We start from the raw sequence: 20,481 nt of genomic DNA on the forward strand, positions 1-20,481 counted from the left end.
CTGCCTCCCGCTGCTGAAAGGTCCCTCACCCGATGGGTCACGACCTCGGTTACGCCGCCCTGGCGCTACTGTCGACGACCGCCTACTACGTCGCCTTCCTGGTCTTCCGGCTGGCCGCCGCCCGGATGCCGCCGCTGCGCGGCAGCCGCCCGTTCCACGTCGCCTGGCACATGATCACCGACCCGGTCTGGTTCTCCGGCGGGCTGATCCTGTTCCTCGGGCTCGCGTACCAGGTCGTCGCGTTCACCGCGATGCCGCTGGCGGTCGCCCAGCCGATCTTCGCGCTGAGCCTGGTCCTGCTCGTGGTGTACGCCGTGTGGTTCCTGGGCGAGCGGCTGAACGTCCGCGAGTGGTTCAGCGTCGCCCTGTTCGTCCTGGCCACCATCCTGATCGGCCTGTCCGCCGGCTCCGAGAGCCCGCTCACCGCCGAGACCTCGCTGCTGGACACGCTCAAGGCCCCCTGGCTGATGCTCGCCGTCATGGCGCCCGCCCTCATCGTCGCCGCGCTGGTGTGGCTGGTCGGCGACCGCCGCGCCGGCGGCCGGCACGCCCGCAAGCTCGCCGGCGTCGCGTACGGGATCGGCGCGGGGGCCTGCGCCGGCCTGGCCGAGGCCGGCATCCGCGGCATCTCGCTGGTCTACGAGGACACCGGCAGCGTGGTCAGCGTCCTCGCCTCCCCCTACCCGTACCTCACCCTCGGCATGGCCGGGCTCGCCCTGCTCCAGCTCCAGATAGCCCTGCAGCGCTGCCGGGTCGCCATCGTCGCCACCGTGCTCACCGTGATCGGCCGCGCGTACCTCGTGCTGAGCAGCGTCGTCCTGTTCGGCGAGGAATGGCCGCGCGAGAGCGGCTCGTTCGCGCTGCGCGCCACCGGCTTCACCCTCGCCCTCATCGCGCTGGCCGTCTTCCCCCGCTACGAGCGGCCCGAGACCGCCGAGGCCGCCGCCGTCCAGCCGGCCTCCGCCCTGTCGCGCCGCTCCACCACCGCCTGACGTTGCCTCCGCCGCCGCGCCCCGCGATGCTGGGGCGCATGCGGATCCTCGTGACGGGCGCGGCCGGGTACGTCGGGTACGCGGTCGGGCTGCGGCTGCTCGCCGCCGGCCACCGGGTGTCCGGCCTGGTCCGCCACGCCGGCCGGGATGTCCCGCCGGGCGTCCGCCCGGTGATCGGGGACCTGCTCGACCCGGCGGGCCTGCGGGCCGTCATGGACGAGCCGTACGACGCCGTCTGCCACCTGGCCGCGCTGACCCGCGTGCGGGAGTCGTTCGCCGACCCGCTGCGCTTCTTCACCGCCAACGTGCAGGGCACGGTCAACCTCCTGGAGGCGCTGCCCCCGGAGACCGCCCGCATCGTGTACGGCTCCACGGCCGCCGTGTACGGCACCCCGGACCGGCAGCCGATCCCCGAGTCGCAGCCGCCCGCGCCGAGCAGCCCGTACGGCGCGTCCAAGCTGGCCGCCGAGCAGGTGGTCCGCTTCCACGCCCGCACCGGCGCGGCGGGGGCCACCGTCCTGCGGACGTTCAACGTCGCCGGGTCGGTCGCGGGCCGTCCCGATCCCGACGGGACCCGGCTGATCCCCGCGGCCCTCGCCGTCGCCGCCGGCCGGGCCCCGCACCTGGAGATCAACGGCGACGGCTCCGCGGTCCGCGAGTACCTCCACGTCGACGATCTCGCCGCCGCCCACGTCCGCGCCCTGGAGACCACCGAGCCGGGACTCGACCGCGTCTACAACATCGGCACCGGCGCCGGCGCCTCCGTCCTCGAAGTGATCACGGCCGTCGAGGAGGTGACCGGCCGGCCGGTGCCGGCCGTGCGCCGGCCGCCCGAGCCCGAGCCGCCGCTGCTGGTCTGCGATGCCCGCGCCGCCCGCCGCGACCTGGGCTGGCGCCCGGCCCGGTCCGCCCTCCGGGAGATCATCGCCGACGGTTGGGCCGCCCTGCCCTCCGCGGGCGGATAAAATCCCAGCGTGTCCCAGCCCAAGTTCGAAGTCCAGATGCTCCACGACCGCGTCATGATCAAGGTCGAGAAGGAGGCCGGCGAGCGCCGCAGCACCGGCGGCATCGTCATCCCCGCCACGGTCGAGCAATCGAACCGGCTCGTGTGGGGCGAGGTCTGCGGCGTCGGGCATCACGCGCGCGCCGTCAAGGTCGGCGACCGCGTCCTCTTCCACCCCGACGACCAGTACGAGGTCGAGATCCAGGGCGAGAACTACCTCGTCATGCGCGAGCGCGACCTGCACGCCATCGCCAGCGAGCGCCCCGAGCACGGCACCGGCCTCTACCTCTGACCCGCCGCAGCCGGTCAGAGCGGGCTGCGGTCGAGGATCCGCAGCAGCTCGCCGGCCCGTTCCGGGGAGATGCCGTCCTCCCGGGCACGTTTCCTGATCTTGTCGCGGAGGCCGCCGACGCCGCGCCGCAGGCGGTCGCGGTCGGACTGGGCGCGCAGCCCCCGGATCGTCTGGACGAGGTCGGTCCCGACGTCGCCGCGGATCTGCCGCCGGCCGAGCCCCTCCTCCACCGACCGGTCCACGTCGCCGAGCACCTCGCGCACCCGCTGCAGCGGCACGGCCCCGGGGGCGTCCGGCTCGGTGGTCGACGGGGAGGGCGGCGGCTCCTCCGGTTCCTCCGGCTCCGGGGACAGCAGCCGGCTCTGGACGGCGGTCGGGTCCTTCATCGCGGGCAGGGCCGGCACGGACGGGGACGGCTCGGGCGGGCCGGGCTGGGCGAGGCGGGCCTCGCGGGGCTCCCGGCCGGGCAGCGCGCTGTCGACCGCCATCTGGAGGACGAGGGCGGCCGCCACGGTCGTGAGCAGGATCGCGGCCAGCAGCGATCGGGTGCCCAGCGGTCCCGCTCCGCGCCTCCTGGCCTGGGGCAGCGCATGGCGTCCTGGCGCGGAACCGGGGCGGCGCCGTCCTGCCATAGAGCGGCCCTCTCCTAGCGGTCTGGTGCGGGCGCTATGAGAAACGAGGAAAGACTACAAGCACGCCCCTTGCAAAGGCCATGCGCCGAACACAGAAATCGGCATTGGGGCCGGACCCGGCCCGACATTTAATTGGATGCGTTGTCAGTTTCGCCGCTTTAATCGCCGTGCCGGTCCTTTCGCCTTTCGCCGCGGAGCGGAATCTGCTCAGATGGGGGTGTGCGTGCGGGCGTCCATGTCATCCGGCTCGGGGACGTGGGGCTGCCGCTGAGCGAGGCGGCCGGGCCCGAGGCCGGCGAGATCCGCGGGCTGTGGTGCGCCCTGCGCCGGCCGCGGGAGTTCCGGTGCGAGTACCTGCTGGTCCCCGCCGCCGACGCCGAACGATGGTGCGACGCGACCGAAAGGGTTCTGCACGCCCTGCACGTGGCGTACGCGGCCGAATGCGAGGCGGACGATCTGCTGGAACCGCCCCGGGGCGGCGGGTGGCGGCGGATCGCCTGGCGGGCCCGGAGGCCGTGGATCCGCGCGCGGCGCGATGCCGCCGTGGAACGGCTGCGCGGCGAGATGCTGGGCGCCTACCGGGAGTTCCGTGACCGGGCCGGCGATCTGACCGAGCGGCTTCCCGCGGAACGCGAGCGGCACGCGCACGAGCGCGAGACCGCGCTCGCCGGCCTGGACGGGGCCGTGTGGGGGTGCACGGAGTACGAGGTGCGGGGCCAGGTGCTCGGCGCTCCCGCCGCGTACATGCGGCCGCGGTTCCACATCTTCGTCCCGGTTCTGGAGGATTCACCGTACGACGGCGCCACCAGGACCGGCCTGCCCCCTGGGGACGTGCGGGCGGCACTGGACGCCGCGCGTGCGCGGGATCCCGAGGTCCAGTACACCTGGGGCCGTGGCAGCGCGGAGGCGCTGAGCGAATGGGCGGGGCGGGACTCCCCGGAGGAGGCGTGGCGGCGCCTCACCGGGGCGCGGCTCCCGCTGCCGCCGCGGCGGCCGGACCGGCTGCCCTGGCCGCACGGGAGCCAGGAGTCCGCCGGTGGCGGGCACGGGCCGTCCAGCACCTACGGGAACCCGGGCGTGACGGACGGCGGGGCCGGCGGCACCTTCTGAACGGGCGCGCACCCCCGGCTGACCTCGGCGTTTTCTTGACCCGTCACCACTTGACGTGGGTTCCAACTTTGTACAGACTTACCCACATGTTCGGGCAATCTTCCACAGTTTCGGTCAGCGACCGTGCTCGCGGCTGAGCGGCACCGCCGGATCCGCGAGGCGCTCCGGAACCGGTCCGTCGTCAGGACCGAGGAGCTCGCCGGGATGCTCGGCGTGTCCGCGGAGACGGTCCGCCGCGACCTGCTGCTGCTGGAACGGCGCGGCTCGCTGGTGCGGGTGCACGGAGGCGCGACCACCGTCGCCGGCGGGTCGGGCGAGGAGGCGCCGTTCACCGAGCGCGCCGGGGCCGACCGCGACGCCAAGGCGGCCATCGGGCGCGCGGCCGCCGCGCTGGTACGGCCCGGGCAGACCGTGATCATCGACGTGGGCACCACCGCGCTGGAGGTGGCCCGGGCGCTCCCCCAGGACCACCAGGGCATCGTCGCGACGTGCTCGCTCCTGGCGGCGGCGGAGCTGGCCGGCCGGCCGGGGGTCGAGGTGCTGGTGTCGGGCGGCCGGCTGCGGGCGGGCGACCTGGCCTGCTCGGGCGACCCCGCGGTGCGGTTCTTCGCCGACCTGAACGCCGACGTCGCGTTCCTCGGCTCCGGCGGGGTGGACGCCGCCGCGGGGCTGACCGACTACCACCTGGACGAGGTCGCGACCCGCCGCGTCATGATCGCGAACACGGTGCGCTCCTACGTGCTCGCCGACTCCCGCAAGCTCGGCCGCGTCGCCGCGCACCGGGTGTGCGGGCTGGACGGGATCGACGGACTGGTCACCGACGGGACCCCGTCCCCGGCGCTGCGCGAGGCCCTGGAGGGATCCGGCGGCCTCGTCACGGTGGCCGGCTGAACCAGAGCGGCCGGGCGGCGCTGCCACGCCGCCCGGCCGGATCGCCAACCCCTCATGGAACACGCAAGGAGACGACCGATGACCGATTCTTCCACGCCGCCGCGCAGCGCGGCGGCGGGTCCGGCCGCCGGCGGGAGACCGGCCGGCGAGGGCCTGTCGGAGTTCGGCTACGAGCAGGAGGTCGAGCGGGAGCTGGGCTGGTACGCCTCGTTCGCGGTGGCGTTCGGGTTCGTGTCGATCGCGACGGGCATCTTCACCGCCTACGGGTCGGTGCTCCAGTCGTCCGGGCCGATGGGCATCTGGACCTGGCCGGTCGTGGTGGTCGGCCAGCTGTGCGTCGCGCTGATCTTCGGTTCGCTCGCCGCCCGCATCCCGGTCAGCGGCTACGCCTACCAGTGGACGTCGCGGCTGGCCAACCCGGTGCTCGGCTGGATCATGGGCTGGGTCTCCTTCATGTTCCTCGCGGTGGTGGTCGTCGCCGTCGACTACACGATCGCCGCGACGATCCTGCCGGTGCTGTTCCAGTACGAGGGCACCAACCAGAACGCCTGGGTCATCACCGGCGTGGTGGTGCTCCTCCAGGCGATTCTGGTCGCCCTCTCGACCCGGGCGACGCAGCGGGTCAACACCGTCGCGGTCACCGTCCAGCTGATCGGCATGGTGGCGCTGACCGTGCTGCTGTTCGCCGTCGGCGCGTTCACCGGCCAGCTCGACTTCGGCACCCTGTTCAGCCGCGGCGACGTCCCGGCCGAGGGGTACTTCTCGCTGGGCGGGGCGGCCTCGGTCGGCCCGTGGGCGATGGGCTTCCTGCTCGGCGCGTTCACCATCGTCGGCTTCGAGTCCGCGGCGAACCTGGCCGAGGAGACCAAGGACCCCGCGCGGGTGGTGCCGCGGGCGATGGCCCGGGCCGTGGTCGGCCTCGGCGTGCTCGGCATGCTGTTCCTCATCGCGGTGACCGCGCTGGCCGAGGACCCCGCCGCGCTGGCGCGGTCCGACACCCCGGTGGCGGACGTGATCGCGCGGGTGCTGGGCTCGTACGTCGGCAAGGGCCTGCTGGTCCTCGTGGTGATCTCGATCTTCTCCTGCGGGCTGGTGATCCTGCTCAGCGGCACCCGGCTGGTCTGGGCGATGTCGCGCGACCGGCGTTTCCCGGGCTGGCAGCTGCTGCGCCGGATCAACGGCTCCACCGGGACGCCGATGAACGCCGCCGTGCTGGTCTTCGTGATCGCGCAGATCCTGCTCGCGACGTTCGCCCGCTCCACCCAGGCGCTGTTCTCGCTGTTCTCGGCGGCGACCCTGCTGCCAGCGATCATCTACGCGGCGACGACGGCGCTCTACATCGCCAAGCGCCGCAGCCTGCCGCCCTCGCGCGGCTTCCAGCTCGGCCGCTGGGAGGTCCCGGTGCTGGTGCTGGCCGTCGTCTGGCTGGTCTACGAACTGCTGATCTTCCGTGACGCGTCCTTCGCCGAACCTTGGCGGTACGTCGCGGTGATGTCCGCGATCGGTGCGGTCTACTTGGCGTACCTGCTGATTCGGCACGGCACCAAGGGGCTCTCCATGCCGGACCTGCACGACATCGACCGGGTCCTGGACGACGACGCGCCCGCCCGGCCCGATCCGGCCTCCGGAGGCCGGCCGTGACGACCGTACTGGCCATCGACCAGGGCACGTCCGGCACCAAGGCGATGGTCGTCGACGGTTCCGACCGGGTGCTGAGCGTGGTGGAGCTGCCGGTGCGGCCCCGCTACCTGCCCGGCGGCGGGGTCGAGCAGGACCCCCAGGAGCTCCTGGACTCGGTCCTGGAGTCCGGCCGCCGCGCGGTGCGCGAGGCGGGCGCGGCGATCGGCTGCGTGACGCTCGCCAACCAGGGCGAGACCGTCCTGGCCTGGGATCCGGCGACCGGCGAGCCGCTCACCCCCGCGATCGTGTGGCAGGACCGCAGGGCCGCGGAGATCTGCGCCGAGCGCGCGGAATGGGCGGACCTGGTGGCCCGGCGCACCGGGCTCGTGCTGGACCCGTACTTCTCGGCGCCGAAGATGCGCTGGATCCGGGACCGGCTCACCGGCGGCGGCGTCGTCACCACGTCCGACACCTGGCTGCTGCACCGGCTCACCGGCGAGTTCGTCACCGACGCCGCGACGGCGTCCCGGTCGCTGGTCACCGATCTGGACACCGGGGCGTGGAGCCCCGAGCTGCTGGACGTGTTCGGCCTCGGGGACGAGGCGCTGCCGCGGATCGCGGCCTGCGACGAGATCGTGGGCGAGACGGCCGCGTTCGGTGCCCGCACGCCGGTGGGGGGACTGGTGGTGGACCAGCAGGCCGCGCTGCTCGCCCAGCGCTGCCTGGCTCCCGGCGAGGCCAAGTGCACGTTCGGCACGGGCGCGTTCCTGCTGGCCAACATGGGCACCGGGCCCGCCCGGTCCGGCTCGGGACTCGCCGCGTCGGTGGCGTGGCGGGTGCGCGGCACGACGTCGTACTGCCTGGACGGCCAGGTCCCCACCGCCGCCTCGGCGGTGCGCTGGCTCCAGGACCTCGGCCTGGTGGGCGGCGCGCCGGAGCTCGACCGGGCCGCCGCGGACGGCGCCGGCGGGGTGCTGTGCGTGCCCGCGCTGGCCGGGCTGTCGGCGCCGTGGTGGGCGCCGGAGGCCACCGCCTCGTTCACCGGCATGACCCTGTCCACCACGTCCGGCCACCTGGTCAGGGCGGTCCTGGACGGCATCGCCGCCCAGGTCGCCGAGCTGGCGGACTGCACGGCCCGCGACACCGGGGCCCGGCCGTCGACGCGGCGCGTCGACGGCGGCCTCACCCGCAGCCGGGTCCTGATGCAGGCCGTCGCGGACCTGCTCCAGGCCCGGGTGGAGGTGTACCCGTCCGAACACGCGACCGCGCTCGGGGCCGTCGCGTTCGCCCGCTGCGCCGCCGACCCGGCGCTGCCGCCGGCGGACGCGGTCGTCGGCTGGGCGCCGGCCACCGGCTACACCCCGCGGATCGGCGCCGGCGAGGCGGCCGAGTTCCGGGCCCGGTGGACGGCGGCCGTCGAGGACTCCGCGATCGGTAAGGAGAGAAAGTGACACCATCCGAGACCCCGCGGACCGCCGACGTGGCGGTGATCGGCGCGGGTGTCGTCGGCTCGGCCATCGCCCGCGTCCTGGCGGGCCACCGGCTCGACGTCGTCCTGCTGGACGCCCGCGCCGACGTCGGCGACGGCACCAGCAAGGCCAACACGGCGATCCTGCACACCGGCTTCGACGCGACCCCCGGCACCCTGGAGGCGCGGCTGGTCGCGGAGGGGTACCGCCTGCTCAAGGACTACGCCGACCGCACCGGCATCCCGTACGAGCCGACCGGCGCGCTCCTGGTGGCCTGGGACGACGAGCAGCTCGCCGCGCTCCCGGGCCTGAAGGACAAGGCCGGGAAGAACGGCTACACCGAGGCCGGGATCGTCGGCCCCGACGAGGTGTACCGGCAGGTCCCGTCCCTCGGCCCCGGCGCCCTCGGCGGCCTGACCGTGCCGGGCGAGTCGATCATCTGCACCTGGACCACCACCCTCGCGCTGGCGACCGACGCGGTACGGCGCGGCGCGCGCCTGCTGCGCTCGCACCGCGTCGAGTCCGTCACCCGGGGCCCGGACGCGACCGTCCTGCACACCGGCCGGGGCGACGTCCGCGCGCGGTGGGTGGTCAACGCGGCCGGGCTCGGCGGCGACGTGCTGGACGCCATGTTCGGGTACGACCGCTTCCACCTGCACCCCCGGCGCGGCGAGCTGCTGGTGTACGACAAGCAGGCCCGGCCGCTGGTGGACCGGATCGTGCTGCCGGTGCCGTCCAGGCTCGGCAAGGGCGTGCTGATCAGCCCGACGATCTACGGCAACGTGATGCTCGGCCCGACCGCCGAGGACATGACCGACCGCACCGACACCGCGACCACCGAGGACGGCTACGCGTTCCTGCTCGACCGCGGGGAGCGGATCATGCCGGCCCTGCTGCGGGAGGAGGTCACCGCGACGTACGCGGGGCTGCGCGCCGCGAGCGACGTCCCCGACTACACCGTCGAGGTCGACGCGGCGCGGCGCTACGCGGTCGCCGGCGGGATCCGGTCCACCGGCCTGACGGCGGCCATGGCGGTCGCCGAGCACCTGCGGGGGCTGCTCGGCGACGCGGGCCTGGAGCTGCGCGAGCGCGCCGGCCTGCCGGACCCGCCGCGGATGCCCAACATCGGCGAGGCGTTCCCGCGGCCGTACGCCGACGCGGAGCGCATCGCCGCCGACCCGGAGTACGGCACCGTCGTGTGCTTCTGCGAGCGGGTCACCCGCGGCGAGATCCGCGACGCGCTCGCGAGCACGATCCCGCCGTGCGACCTGGACGGGCTGCGCCGCCGCACCCGCGCCATGAACGGCCGCTGCCAGGGCTTCTACTGCGGCGCGAACGTCACCGGGATGCTGGCCGCCACCGGGGAAGGCAACGAGGAAGGCGACGAATGAGCACGACACGCACCCGGCTGACGCCCGCGGTGGCCATCGTCGGCGGCGGGCCCGCCGGGCTCCGCGCCGCCGCGGAGCTCGCCCCGGCCGTCCCCGGCGGGACCCTCGTCCTCGAACGCGAGCGGGACGCCGGCGGCATCCCGCGGCACTGCGCCCACACCGGCTTCGGCGTCCGGGACCTGCACCGGGTCCTGACCGGCCCGGACTACGCCCGCCGCATGGTGCGCGCCGCCGAGCGGGCGGGCGCCGAGATCCGCACCGGCGCGATGGTGACCGGCTGGTCCCCGGACGGGGGCCTGGAGGTCACCGCGCCCGACGGCCTGTTCGAGGTCCGGCCGCGGGCGATCGTGCTGGCGACGGGCGCCCGCGAGCGCCCCCGGACGGCACGGCTGATCCCCGGGGACCGCCCGGACGGCGTCTACACCACCGGCCACCTGCAGAACCTCGTCCACCTGCACCACCGCAGCCCGGGCCGGCGCGCGGTCGTCGTCGGCAGCGAGCTGGTCAGCTGGTCGGCCGTGCTGACCCTCCGCGAGGCCGGCTGCCGGACCGTCCTGATGACCTCGGAGCGGCCGCGGGGCGAGGCGTACGCGCTGCTCCCCCTCGCGGGCCGGGCCGGGCTGCGGGTGCCGCTGCGCACCCGCACCCGGGTGGTCCGGATCATCGGCAAGGGCCGCGTGGAGGCCGTCCAGATCGAGGACGCCGGCAGCGGCCGGCGGTGGAACGTGCCCTGCGACACGGTCGTGTTCACCGGGGACTGGATCCCCGACAACGAGCTGGCCCGCGCCGCCGGGCTCGACCTGGACCCCGGCACCCTCGGCCCGGCCGTGGACGGCGCGCTGGGCACCAGCCGCCCGGAGGTCTTCGCCGCGGGCAACCTGCTGCACCCCGTGGACACCGCGGACGTCGCGGCCCTCGACGGCGCGCACGTGGCCGGGAGCGTCCTCGACCACCTGGCCGGCCTGCCCCGCCCCGGCGGCGCGGTCCGGGTCGTCGCGGAGGCGCCGCTGCGCTGGATCTCCCCGGGGACGCACCGGCCCGGCGGGCGCGGCCCCGCCCGCGGTCGGCTGCTGGCGTGGGCGGACGAGTACGTGCCGTTCCCCCGCGTCACCGTCTCCCAGGACGGCCGCACCCTCGCCGAGCGGCGGCTGCCGTGGCCCGCGGCGCCCGGGCGGGTGTTCCGCGTCCCCGCCGGGATGCTGGACGGGGCCCGCCCGGACGGCGGCGACGTGCGCGTCTCGCTCCGCCGCTGAGCGGTCCGCCGCCCGGGACCCGTGCCGGAGTGTCAGAGGGAGCGCAGGAAGCGGGCGGCGATGGGGGCGGCCGCGCCGGCGCCGGTGCCGCCGTCCTCGACGATCACGGCGAAGGCCACGTCGCCGCGGTAGCCGATGAACCAGGCGTGCGTGGGCGGGTCCTGGCCGGGCGCGGCGGTGCCGAACTCGGCCGTGCCGGTCTTCCCGGCCGTACCGGACGGGAAGTCGACGCCGGCGGCGGTGCCCTCGCTGACGACGGCGGGCATCAGGGTCCGCAGCGCCTTCCGCACGGCCGGCTCCAGCCGCTTGGGCGCCTCCGGCCGGCGGCCGCCGGCGTCCACGGCCTGGGACGCGAGCGCGGCGTCCACCAGGCGCGGCGAGCGCCAGGTGCCGGAGGCGGCCGCGGCGGCGACGCTCGCCATGTTCAGCGGGCTGGTGAGCACCTCGCCCTGGCCGAACGACGCCGAGGCCAGCGCCGTGTCGTCCCTGGTGCCGGGGAACGAGGCCCGCACCGCCGGCAGCCCGGCGATGATCGGCGCGTTGAAGCCGAACTGGCCCGCCACCTGCGCCAGCCGCTCCTGGTCGAGCCGCTTGACGGTCTGGTCGGCCATCGTGGTGTTGCACGAGTGCGCGAACGCCTCGCGGAACGGCACGGTCCCGAACGCCTCGTTCCCCGAGTTCTTGAACGTGCGCCCGCCGATGGTCGTGGTGGCGGGGCAGCCGACCGGGGTCGTCACGCCCAGGCCGCCCGCCACCAGCGCGGCGGCGGTGACGACCTTGAACGTCGAGCCGGGCGGGTAGCGGCCCATCAGCGCGCGGTTGTAGCCGCCGGGCTTGTTGGCCACGGCGAGGATCTCGCCGGTGGACGGCCGGACGGCCACCAGCGAGGCGGGCTTGCCGACGTCGCCGAGCGCCTTCCCTGCCGCCTCCTGGACCTTCAGGTCGAGGGTGGTCCTCAGCGGCTGCCCTTCGGTCCCCCCGAACCGCTGGAGCGTCTTCACCGGGCTCCCCTCGGCGTCGACGATCTGCACGGCCATCGCGGGCGTGCCCGCGAGCCGCTTCTCGTACTGCTTCTGCAGCCCGTCGGTGCCCACCGGGTCGCCCTGCCGGTACGGGGCGCCGAGCTTCCCGGCGGCCTCGGCCGAGGCGGGGCCGGTCGGACCGACCAGCTGCGCCACCGAGCCGGACGAGGAGCCGCGCAGGTCGGTGCCGTCGGCGGCCTGGACGGCGGCGCGGTCGGGCCACGAGCGGCTGGCGCGCAGCCGCTGCCCCTCGGCGAGCGACGGGTGGAACAGCCGCGGCGACCACGCCACCCGCCACTCGCCGTCGCGCTCCACGAACGGCAGCGTCCCGTCGTAGGCCCAGGTGCGGTTCCCCGCCAGCGTGTACTCGGCGCGGAACGATCCACCGGCCCGGCCGTCCTTCGGGTCGCCGACCGAGCTGACCGAGAACCGCTGCTTCACGACCCCGAGGTCGTCGCGCACCCGGGTGACGCGCTGCTCGAAGTCGGCGGGCGCGCCCGCCGTGAGGGCGCGCATGGCGGCGGCGTCGCCGCGCTGCCAGGCGGCCAGGAACTCCTCGCCGGTGTCCCGCGGGCCGTCCCCCGAGCGCAGGAACCAGACGATCCCCGCCACGGCCAGCACGGCGAACGCCGTGACGGCCGCGATGATGGCGTGCGTTCTGCGCATGCCGTCCCCCCTGTCGTGCCGAACTGCCCACAGGACACCACTCCCCCGGCCGCGCGTCCAAGACGGATATCGCGGAGGCAGCGATATGGGAACGCATATCGTCGCAGATGAGGAGAGTTCTCCGCAGTAGCCGGGGAAGGCTTCGGAGTGGCCGGGGTCACGCCGGCGGCGGGGCCGGCGGCAGGCGGCGCGCCCCCCGGTGGCGGACGGCGATCGGCACTTCGCGTAAGGTGGTCCTCGGTGTGCCGGGAAGTCTGGTCGGCGATTGTTTGTCCTTTACGTCGACTTTTGGGGGGCCCGGTGGGTTCGGAGTTCGGCACGCCTGGCCGCAGGAGGGTTCTCTTCGGCCGCGGATCCTGGCCGGAGGCGAGCCGGATCGCGGAGATCCTGCGGCAGGAGACCATCGGCGGCGCGCTGCTGCTGGCCGGCGCGGTCATCGCGGTGGTGTGGGCCAACTCCCCCTGGTCCGGGGCGTACGAGTCGCTCCGCTCGTTCACCGTCGGGCCGGCCGCCTGGCACCTGGACCTCTCGCTGGCGACCTGGGCCGCGGACGGCCTGCTGGCGATCTTCTTCTTCGTGGCCGGGCTGGAGCTCAAGCGCGAGTTCGTGGCCGGGGACCTGCGCGACCCGCGGCGGGCGGCGGTGCCGGTCGCGGCCGCGTTCGGCGGCGTCATCGCCCCCGCGCTGATCTACCTGCTGGTCACCGCGGGCGCCGACGGCGCCGCCAAGGGGTGGGCGATCCCGTCCGCGACCGACATCGCGTTCGCGCTGGCCGTGCTGGCGGTGATCGGCCGCTTCCTGCCCGCCGCCCTGCGCACGTTCCTGCTGACGCTCGCGGTCGCCGACGACCTCATCGCCATCACGATCATCGCGGTCTTCTACACCGAGGACCTCAAGGTCCCGGCCCTGCTCGGCGCGCTGGTCCCGCTGGCGCTGTTCACCCTGCTGGTGCAGCGCCGGGTCCGGTCCTGGTGGCTGCTGCTGCCGCTGGCCGCCGTCACCTGGGTCCTGGTGCACGAGTCCGGCGTGCACGCCACCGTGGCCGGGGTGCTGCTGGGCTTCGCGGTCCCCGTCCTGCGCAGCGAGAAGGCCGGCGGCCCCGACGCGGGCCCCGGGCTGGCCGAGCACTTCGAGCACCGCTTCCGCCCGCTGTCGGCCGGCGTCGCGGTCCCGCTGTTCGCGCTGCTGTCGGCGGGCGTGGCGTTCGGCGGCCTCGCCGGCCTGGGCACGGCCCTGTCGGACCCGATCGCGCTGGGGATCGTGGCCGGGCTGGTCCTCGGCAAGCCGCTCGGCATCATGGCCGCCACCTGGCTGGTCGGCCGGGTCGGCCGCGCCCGGCTGGACGGCGGCCTGGCCTGGGTGGACGTCCTGGGCCTATCGATGCTGGCGGGCATCGGCTTCACGGTCTCGCTGCTGATCGGCGAGCTGGCGTTCGGCACCGGCACCCCGGCCGAGGACCATGTCAAGATCGGTGTCCTGGCCGGCTCGCTGACCGCCAGCGCGCTGGCCGCGGTGGTGCTGCGGGCCCGCAACCGGGTGTACCGCCGCATCCACGAGGAGGAGACGGCCGACCTCGACCACGACGGCATCCCCGACGTCTACCAGACCGGCGACCGCTGACCCCCGCGCGGTGCGCCTCGCGGCGGCCGGTCCGGCCGAGCGCGGCCGATGCCGTTCGGCGAGGTGGACGGCGTGACCGCCGCGGAGGTCATCGCGGATCCGGCGAGCCCGGCCGATCCGCCGGACCGGCCGGGTCCACCGCGTTCAGGCAGCGCGCGGCCTGGTCGCGGAGGGCCTGGTGGAGCTCCGGCGGGCCGCTGACGAGGGTGAAGTCGGCGTTCACCGACGTGATCATCCAGACCAGCGCCCACGGGGTGTCGGCGCCGGTGTGCATCAGGCAGCCGCGGTCGTCGACGGCCTCGACGACGCCCATGCCCGGCCAGACGCGGTCGGCCACGGCCTCGGCGGACTCGTGCAGGGCGACGGTCGCCCGGACCGGCCAGCTCCGCGACGACAGCCGGTACGTCAGGTACGTGGCGACGTCGCCGTCCGGCGGCGGCCGGGGCGTGAACCGCGGCCCGGACGGCGTGCGCGGCCGCAGCCGGTCCACCCGGAACGTCCGCCAGCCGTCGCGTCCGGGATCCCAGGCGACCAGGTACCAGTGCCGGCCGAAGCTCACGAGGCTGTGCGGCTCGACGGAGCGGACGGTGTCCTCGCCGCCCAGGTTCGTGTAGTCGAAGCGCAGCCGCTCGTGCCGGCGGCAGGCGTCGGCGATCGTCATCAGCGTGTCGGGGCTGACCGCGGGCCCCGCCGCGCCGACCCGCACCGTCGCCGCCTGGAGCGTGTTCACCCGGTGCCGCAGCCGGGACGGCAGGACCTGCTCCAGCTTGGCCAGCGCGCGCAGCGAGGTCTCCTCGATCCCGGTGACCGCGCCGCCCGCCGCCGACCGCAGCCCCACCGCGACGGCGACCGCCTCGTCGTCGTCCAGCAGCAGCGGCGGCAGCGACGCGCCCGCCCCCAGCCGGTAGCCGGCGGTGCCCTGGACGGCGTGCACCGGGTAGCCGAGTTCGCGCAGGCGCTCCACGTCCCGGCGGACGGTACGGGTCGTGACGTCCAAGCGTCCGGCGAGTTCGGCGCCCGACCAGTCGCGGTGGGTCTGCAGCAGGGAGAGGAGCTTGAGCAGCCTGGCCGAGGTCTCCAGCATGGGGACAAGAATGCCAGCGACTTAGGACCGGAAGCGTCCTAAGGGCTTTCTAGCGTGGTTCCCATGACCGACACAGCAGCGGGCATCCGCCCGTTCCGCATCGACATCCCGCAGTCCCGGCTGGACGACCTGAGTGGGGCGGCGAGTCCGGGGGCCGAGCGCGACCACCACGTCGTGCACTGGAACGAGGCGGGCCAGGGCGGGCACTTCCTGGCGATGGAGCGGCCGGAGCCGCTGATCGAGGACGTGCGCGCGTTCTTCCGCAAGCTGGGCTGACCGCGGCGGGGGCCGGACGGGCGCGATGGGGGAAAAACCCGGAAAACGCCGTGCGCAGAGTACTGATTTCGTCGCGCTCCGATGCCAGGATATTGCGCGTGGTCAAGGACCCCCACGGCCTCGAAGGCCCCGCCAGCTCCCGCATCTACGACTTCTCGATCGGCGGCAAGGACAACTACACCCCCGATCGTGACGTCGCCCTGCAAGCGTTCGAATCGCTCCCCGCCGCCCGCCTGCTCCCCCGCGAGAACCGCAAGTTCATGCGGCGCGCGCTGCGGCACCTGCTCGACGAGGGCGTCCGGCAGTTCGTCGACGTCGGCTGCGGCCTGCCCGGCAACGGCAACGTGCACCAGGTCGTGCACGGCGTCGCCCCGGACGCGCCCGTCGTCTACGTCGACAACGACCCGGTCGCCGTCGTGCACTACCAGTCGCTGCTCCATTCCGTGCGCGCGGCGACCGCCGTCCGCGCCGACGCCCGCGACCCGCAGGGCATCCTGAAGCATCCCGAGGTCACCGAGCTGATCGACTTCGACCGGCCGGTGGGGGTGCTGATGTGCGCCGTGCTCAGCCATCTGACCGACGAGGAGGACCCCGGCTCCACCGTCCGCGCGTTCCGCGACGCGATGGCGCCCGGCAGCCGGCTGGCGCTCAGCGACCTCACCGACGAGAACCTCACCCCCGAGGAGTCGCGGATCCGGGACGAGCTGATCGAGCGCAACGGAGTGATCATCACGCTGCGGCCGCGCGCGTTCATCGCGAGCTGCTTCGAGGGCCTGGAGCTGGCCGAGCCCGGCCTGGTGTACGCGCCGGACTGGCGGCCCGACCGCCCGCACGAGCCCGCCACCGGCTGGCTCCTGGGAGGCGTCGGCCGCAAACCGTGAACCGCCACCGCCCTCTGACCGCCCGGGGTCAGAGGGCGATCGCGGCGGTGGATCCGGTGCGGCGCTTGGTGATGCGCAGCTGCGCCGGGATGCGGGTGCGCAGCTCGGCGACATGGCTGACGATGCCGACCGCGCGGCCGCCGTCGCGCAGGCCGTCCAGGACGTCCATGACCTCGTCGAGGGTCTCCTCGTCCAGGGTGCCGAAGCCCTCATCCACGAACAGCGTGCCGATCTCGGTGCCGCCGGCCTCGGCGGTGACCACGTCGGCCAGGCCCAGCGCCAGCGCCAGCGAGGTGATGAACGACTCGCCGCCCGACAGCGTGACCGGCTCACGGCGCACGCCCGTCCAGCCGTCCACCACGCGCAGGCCGAGCCCGCCGCCGCTCTTGGACCGGTCGCCGGCGGCCTTGGCGGTGGTGTGCTCCAGCTCGTAGCGGCCCGCCGACATCCGGTCGAGCCGCTCGTTGGCCGCGGCGACGACCTGCTCCAGCCGGGCGGCCAGCACGTACGCCGACAGCGACATGCCGAGGCGGTTGGCGGGCGACTTGCCGGACGCGAGGCCGGCAAGCCGCGCGGCGACCCGGTGCCGCTCGGCGGCCGGGCGCCAGTCGCGGACCGCGGCGGCCAGGTCGCGGCGCAGCTCGGCCAGCCGCTCGCAGCGGCGGCGCGCGGCCGCGGCGGCGGAGGCGGCCTCGGCGTGCGCCGACTCGGCGGCATCGACGGCGGCCGCCAGCGCGTCCAGGTCGGGTTCGGGCGCGGCGGCCGCGGCGGCCAGCTCGCGGTCCTTGAGGTCGGCGCGGACCGTCGCCTCCTGGTCGTCGAACCAGCGCACCCGGTCGCGCAGCCCCGCCTGCTCCTCGTCGGCCAGCGCGGCGGCGGCGACCTCGTCGGGCGTGCGGAAGCCCTCGTTGGTGGCGGCCGCCCTGGCCTCGGCGCGGGCGGCGGCCAGCTCCTCGGCCGCGCGGTCGGCGTCCTGGATGGCGCGGACGGCCTCGCCGAGCGCGTCGGCCTCGGCGGCCAGCCGCCGGACGCGGGCCTCCAGCGACGGGTCGTCGCCGCGCGCCTCGTCCAGCTCGGCCCGCATCCGCTGCTCCTGGCCGGCGAGCTCCTCGTCGCGCGCGCGGCCGGCGGTGAGCCGCCGCACGAGATCGGCGTGCCCGTCGCGGGCCTGGTCCAGCTCCCGCTCGGCCTGGTGCAGCAGCGCCTCCACGCGGTCGGCCTCGGCCGCCGCCGCGGCCGCGGCGGCCAGCGCCTCCCCGGCCGCGTCGAGGTCGGCCGCCAGGTCGGCGACCGGCGTCTCGCCGACGCTCTCCAGCGCCGCGTCGCGCTGGGCGCGCAGCGACTCGACCTGCCTGGACGCCTCGTCGCGCCGTTCCTGCGCCTGCTCGTAGGCCGCCTCGGCGCGCTCCTCGTCCTCCTGGGCGGGGATCAGGCCGAGGGCGGTGGCGGGCGCGGGATGCTCCGCCGACCCGCACACCCGGCACGGCTCCCCCGGCGCCAGGTCGGCCGCGAGCGTCGCGGCCATGCCCTCCAGCCGCGCCTGCCGCAGCTCCTGCAGCCGGTCGCGGGCCTCCTGCGCCGCGTCGACCGCCCGCCGCCGCCCGTCCTCGGCCTCGTCCAGCAGGACGGCCAGCCGGTCGCGGCGCCCGGCGTCGTCGAGGCGGCGCCGGGCGTCCTGGACGGCGGCCTCGGCACCGGGCCGGCCCGCCGCCGTGATCCGGGCGTCCTCGCAGGCCGCCCGCCGCTCCGCCACCACGCCGGGCAGCTCGTCCAGCGTCGCGGCGAGCGCGGCCTCCCGCGGCTCCAGCCGGTCGCGCTCCGCGGCCAGCTCCCGCCGCTCGCCGGTGACCTGTTCGAGCCGCCGCGCCGTCTCGCGCATGGCGTCCAGCGCGGCGATGTCGTCGCGGCGGGACCGCTCGGCCTTGGCCAGGACGTCCTCGGCCGCGCTCGGGCCGGCCAGGGCCGCGACCCGGGACCGGGCGAGGCTCGCGCGGTCCCGCGCGGCCTTGGCACGGTGGGTGCGGTCGGTCAGGTTGCGGACCAGCGGGACGACGCGGTCGGCGCGGGCCGCCGCGTCCAGCCGGGACGTCAGCTCGGCGCGCTCGCCCGCGCGCTCCTGGAGCAGGTCGCGGCGGCGCAGCGCGTCGGCGTGCCGGCGCCGCCGGTCGGCCAGGGCGCGCGCCTCGTCCAGCGCGGCCCGGGCGGCCTGCTCGGCGGCGGCGGCCGCACCGCTCAGCTCCGCGGCCGAGGCGCGGATCGCCTCGTGCTGGACGGCCAGCTCGGCCGCCCACGCGGGCAGCACCTCGACCTCGTCGAACGGCTCGTCCTCCGGCTCGCCCTGCCGCGGCCGCGGCACCGGCCCCGGGGTGAGGCCGCGCGGCGGGCGGGCCCCGGTCGCCTCCGCGACGCGCTCGGCGATCGCCTCGGCGCCGGCGCGCAGCTCGCCCGCGTCCCGGCCGGTCGCCGCGCGCCGGTCGGCCAGCCACTTCTCGACGTGGGTGTAGACCTCGGCGGTGAAGAGCCGTTCGAGCACCTTGCGGCGCTCCTCGGCCTTGGCGCGCAGGAAGCCCGCGAACTCGCCCTGCGGCAGCATCGCCACCTGGCAGAACTGCTCGGCCGTCATGCCGAGCAGCTGCCCGATCAGGTCGCTCGCCTCGTCGATCCGGTTGGACAGCCCGACCCACGCGCCGTGCTCCAGCTCCTCCAGCAGCGCCTTGGGCTTCTCGGAGGTGGTGCCGGTGCCGCGCAGCTTGGGCCGCTCCCACCCGGGCGACCGGGTGACGCGCAGCCGGCGGCCCCGGATCGTCGTCTCCAGCACCACGCGCGGCGCCGCGCCGTCGGCCGCGTGGTCGCTGCGCAGGCCCTTCACCGCGTTGCGCGCCCCGGGGACCTGCCCGTACAGCGCGTAGCAGACGGCGTCGAGCACGCTGGTCTTGCCCGCCCCCGTCTGGCCCTGGATGAGGAAGAGCCCGGCGTCCGACAGCGCGTCGAAGTCGATCTCCTCGGTGCCCGAGAACGGCCCGAACGCCGTGACCTCCAGCCGGTGCAGCCTCATGCCGGCACGCCCCTCACGCCAGCGCCTCTCTGTACTCGGGTGAGGGAACGGCGCCCCGCGCCGCCCTCACAGCCGCGCCTCCTTCAGGCGGCAGCCCTCGAACGCCTCGTGCAGCAGGTCGCGCTCGGCGGCGGTCGCGGGGGCGTCGCCCATCTCGGCCACGAAGTCGCCCGCGATGTCGAGCTCGGAGCGCTCCTTGACCCGCTCGGACCAGGTGCGGCCGCCGTCGTCGCCAGCGCCCTCCGGCTCGAAGCCCAGCACGAGCGTGTGCGGGAAGCGGCGGCGCAGCCGCTCCATCGCGCCGGACGGGCGGCGCGGGTCGGTCAGCGTCACCTGGAGCCAGCGGTCCTCGTACGCCTCGTGGCGCGGGTCGGCCAGCAGGTCGTCGATGCGGCCGCGCAGGCGGCCGACGCGGCGCGGCACGGGCGCCTCGACGAACTCCGCGTGCGGCTCCCCGCCGCGCAGGTCGACCAGCCAGGACCCCTTCACGTGGCGCTCCTCGGAGAACGAGTACGCCAGCGGGGAACCGGAGTAGCGCACCCGGTCGGTCATCGCCTGCCGCCCGTGCAGGTGCCCCAGCGCGACGTAGTCGGCGCCCTCGAACACCGCCGCCGGGACGCTGGACGCGCCGCCCACCGAGATGTCGCGCTCGCTGTCGCTCGCCTCTCCCCCGGTGACGAACGCGTGCGCCATCACCACCGACCGCGTGCCGGGCCGCGCCGCCATGCCGGCCCGCACGCGGGCCATGGCCTCGGTCAGCGCGGCGGCGTGGCTGCGCTCGTCCAGCTCCCAGTCGTTGCGGACGAGCTCGGGCTCCAGGTACGGGATGCCGTACACGGCGGTGTCGCCGACCATCACCGGCTCGCCCACCCGGGACGGGTCGGTGCGGATGTGCACGCCGCCGGCGTCCATGAGCGAGGAGCCGAAGCCGAGCCGCTGGACCGAGTCGTGGTTGCCCGCGATGAGCACCACCCGGGTCAGCTCCGCGAGCCGTTCGAGCGCCTGGTTGCACAGCCGCACGGCGTCGACGCCGGGCAGCGCGCGGTCGTAGACGTCGCCGGAGATGAGCACGCAGTCGACCCGTTCCGACCGCACGGTCTCGACCACGTGGTCGATGAAGTCCGCCTGGGCGCCCAGCAGCCCCTCGCGGTGAAAGGACCGGCCCAGATGCCAGTCGGAGGTGTGGAGGAGTCGCATGTCGCAGCCACCCTAGGGGTCGCCTCC

At 75.5% G+C, this 20,481-nt stretch carries 17 protein-coding genes; 12 read left to right on the forward strand and 5 right to left on the reverse strand.

The features are described 5' to 3' along the window. Nucleotides 1-32: 32 nt before the first annotated feature. Genes ACA361_RS10490 through ACA361_RS10500 form a run of 3 tightly spaced genes read left to right on the forward strand, consistent with a single transcriptional unit; the run spans nt 33 to nt 2,287 of the window. Nucleotides 33-992 (forward strand): DMT family transporter, encoded by a 960-nt coding sequence (locus tag ACA361_RS10490; RefSeq protein WP_375011645.1) that lies wholly within the window; start codon nt 33-35, stop codon nt 990-992. A 38-nt stretch (nt 993-1,030) separates the two neighbouring features. Then, entirely contained in the window at nt 1,031-1,957 is a 927-nt protein-coding gene (locus ACA361_RS10495) for an NAD-dependent epimerase/dehydratase family protein (RefSeq protein WP_375011646.1), read from the forward strand. A gap of 9 nt (nt 1,958-1,966) precedes the next feature. Then, on the forward strand, nt 1,967-2,287 hold the full coding sequence (locus ACA361_RS10500) for a co-chaperone GroES (RefSeq protein WP_366622754.1): 321 nt from the start codon (nt 1,967-1,969) through the stop codon (nt 2,285-2,287). Nucleotides 2,288-2,301: 14 nt separating this feature from the next. Here ACA361_RS10500 and ACA361_RS10505 read toward each other — a convergent pair whose 3' ends face one another. Further along, the gene (locus tag ACA361_RS10505) at nt 2,302-2,919 is read right to left on the reverse strand and encodes a hypothetical protein (RefSeq protein ID WP_375011647.1); all 618 of its coding nucleotides are present in this window, start codon (nt 2,917-2,919) and stop codon (nt 2,302-2,304) included. 219 nt (nt 2,920-3,138) lie between these two features. Here ACA361_RS10505 and ACA361_RS10510 point away from each other — a divergent pair, with 219 nt between their 5' ends. The 6 genes from ACA361_RS10510 (at nt 3,139) to ACA361_RS10535 (ending at nt 10,653) form a co-directional block, all read left to right on the forward strand. Next, on the forward strand, nt 3,139-4,029 hold the full coding sequence (locus ACA361_RS10510) for a hypothetical protein (protein ID WP_375011648.1): 891 nt from the start codon (nt 3,139-3,141) through the stop codon (nt 4,027-4,029). 123 nt (nt 4,030-4,152) lie between these two features. Beyond that, nucleotides 4,153-4,920, forward strand: coding sequence for a DeoR/GlpR family DNA-binding transcription regulator (locus ACA361_RS10515; protein ID WP_375011649.1), 768 nt, complete (start codon nt 4,153-4,155; stop codon nt 4,918-4,920). A 78-nt stretch (nt 4,921-4,998) separates the two neighbouring features. Beyond that, nucleotides 4,999-6,561, forward strand: a complete 1,563-nt coding sequence (locus tag ACA361_RS10520) for an amino acid permease (protein WP_375011650.1) — start codon at nt 4,999-5,001, stop codon at nt 6,559-6,561. Next, entirely contained in the window at nt 6,558-7,991 is a 1,434-nt protein-coding gene (locus ACA361_RS10525; protein WP_375011651.1) for an FGGY family carbohydrate kinase, read from the forward strand. Before ACA361_RS10520 ends, ACA361_RS10525 begins: the two co-directional genes overlap by 4 nt. After that, nucleotides 7,988-9,400: an NAD(P)/FAD-dependent oxidoreductase gene (locus ACA361_RS10530; RefSeq protein ID WP_375011652.1), complete on the forward strand. Its 1,413-nt coding sequence runs from the start codon at nt 7,988-7,990 to the stop codon at nt 9,398-9,400. The genes ACA361_RS10525 and ACA361_RS10530 overlap by 4 nt, the downstream gene beginning before the upstream one ends. Then, complete coding sequence (locus tag ACA361_RS10535) at nt 9,397-10,653, forward strand: NAD(P)/FAD-dependent oxidoreductase (protein WP_375011654.1); 1,257 nt, start codon at nt 9,397-9,399, stop codon at nt 10,651-10,653. Before ACA361_RS10530 ends, ACA361_RS10535 begins: the two co-directional genes overlap by 4 nt. 32 nt (nt 10,654-10,685) lie before the next feature. On the opposite strand, the gene ACA361_RS10540 is transcribed toward ACA361_RS10535, so the two are convergent. Continuing rightward, nucleotides 10,686-12,341 carry a penicillin-binding transpeptidase domain-containing protein gene (locus ACA361_RS10540; RefSeq protein ID WP_375011655.1) on the reverse strand — a complete coding sequence of 552 codons (1,656 nt, stop codon included), beginning with the start codon at nt 12,339-12,341 and terminating at the stop codon, nt 10,686-10,688. Nucleotides 12,342-12,641: 300 nt separating this feature from the next. Here ACA361_RS10540 and nhaA point away from each other — a divergent pair, with 300 nt between their 5' ends. Further along, entirely contained in the window at nt 12,642-13,961 is a 1,320-nt protein-coding gene (gene nhaA, locus ACA361_RS10545) for a Na+/H+ antiporter NhaA (RefSeq protein WP_375011656.1), read from the forward strand. Nucleotides 13,962-14,049: 88 nt separating this feature from the next. Here nhaA and ACA361_RS10550 read toward each other — a convergent pair whose 3' ends face one another. After that, nucleotides 14,050-15,045, reverse strand: coding sequence for a helix-turn-helix transcriptional regulator (locus ACA361_RS10550; protein WP_375011657.1), 996 nt, complete (start codon nt 15,043-15,045; stop codon nt 14,050-14,052). 63 nt (nt 15,046-15,108) lie between these two features. Between ACA361_RS10550 and ACA361_RS10555 the strand changes: the two genes are divergently transcribed. After that, a complete protein-coding gene (locus ACA361_RS10555) occupies nt 15,109-15,321 on the forward strand; it encodes a hypothetical protein (RefSeq protein ID WP_375011658.1) in 213 nt (70 codons plus the stop codon). A gap of 98 nt (nt 15,322-15,419) precedes the next feature. After that, on the forward strand, nt 15,420-16,202 hold the full coding sequence (locus ACA361_RS10560) for an SAM-dependent methyltransferase (RefSeq protein ID WP_375011659.1): 783 nt from the start codon (nt 15,420-15,422) through the stop codon (nt 16,200-16,202). A gap of 28 nt (nt 16,203-16,230) precedes the next feature. On the opposite strand, the gene ACA361_RS10565 is transcribed toward ACA361_RS10560, so the two are convergent. Together ACA361_RS10565 and ACA361_RS10570 are read right to left on the reverse strand one after the other, a co-directional pair. Beyond that, complete coding sequence (locus ACA361_RS10565; protein WP_375011660.1) at nt 16,231-19,257, reverse strand: AAA family ATPase; 3,027 nt, start codon at nt 19,255-19,257, stop codon at nt 16,231-16,233. Nucleotides 19,258-19,323: 66 nt separating this feature from the next. Next, nucleotides 19,324-20,454, reverse strand: coding sequence for an exonuclease SbcCD subunit D (locus tag ACA361_RS10570; protein WP_375011661.1), 1,131 nt, complete (start codon nt 20,452-20,454; stop codon nt 19,324-19,326). Between the last annotated feature and the right edge of the window lie 27 nt (nt 20,455-20,481).

This window comes from Actinomadura sp. 21ATH (assembly GCF_041951345.1).
Lineage (GTDB): Bacteria > Actinomycetota > Actinomycetes > Streptosporangiales > Streptosporangiaceae > Spirillospora.

Excerpts from the sequence above, each read along its gene's own strand:
- ACA361_RS10490 (WP_375011645.1), top strand. The coding sequence starts at position 33 with ATGGGTCACGACCTCGGTTACGCCGCCCTGGCGCTACTGTCGACGACC.
- ACA361_RS10495 (WP_375011646.1), top strand. The coding sequence starts at position 1,031 with ATGCGGATCCTCGTGACGGGCGCGGCCGGGTACGTCGGGTACGCGGTC.
- ACA361_RS10505 (WP_375011647.1), bottom strand. The coding sequence starts at position 2,919 with ATGGCAGGACGGCGCCGCCCCGGTTCCGCGCCAGGACGCCATGCGCTG.
- ACA361_RS10520 (WP_375011650.1), top strand. The coding sequence starts at position 4,999 with ATGACCGATTCTTCCACGCCGCCGCGCAGCGCGGCGGCGGGTCCGGCC.
- ACA361_RS10535 (WP_375011654.1), top strand. The coding sequence starts at position 9,397 with ATGAGCACGACACGCACCCGGCTGACGCCCGCGGTGGCCATCGTCGGC.
- ACA361_RS10540 (WP_375011655.1), bottom strand. The coding sequence starts at position 12,341 with ATGCGCAGAACGCACGCCATCATCGCGGCCGTCACGGCGTTCGCCGTG.
- ACA361_RS10550 (WP_375011657.1), bottom strand. The coding sequence starts at position 15,045 with ATGCTGGAGACCTCGGCCAGGCTGCTCAAGCTCCTCTCCCTGCTGCAG.
- ACA361_RS10555 (WP_375011658.1), top strand. The coding sequence starts at position 15,109 with ATGACCGACACAGCAGCGGGCATCCGCCCGTTCCGCATCGACATCCCG.
- ACA361_RS10565 (WP_375011660.1), bottom strand. The coding sequence starts at position 19,257 with ATGAGGCTGCACCGGCTGGAGGTCACGGCGTTCGGGCCGTTCTCGGGC.
- ACA361_RS10570 (WP_375011661.1), bottom strand. The coding sequence starts at position 20,454 with ATGCGACTCCTCCACACCTCCGACTGGCATCTGGGCCGGTCCTTTCAC.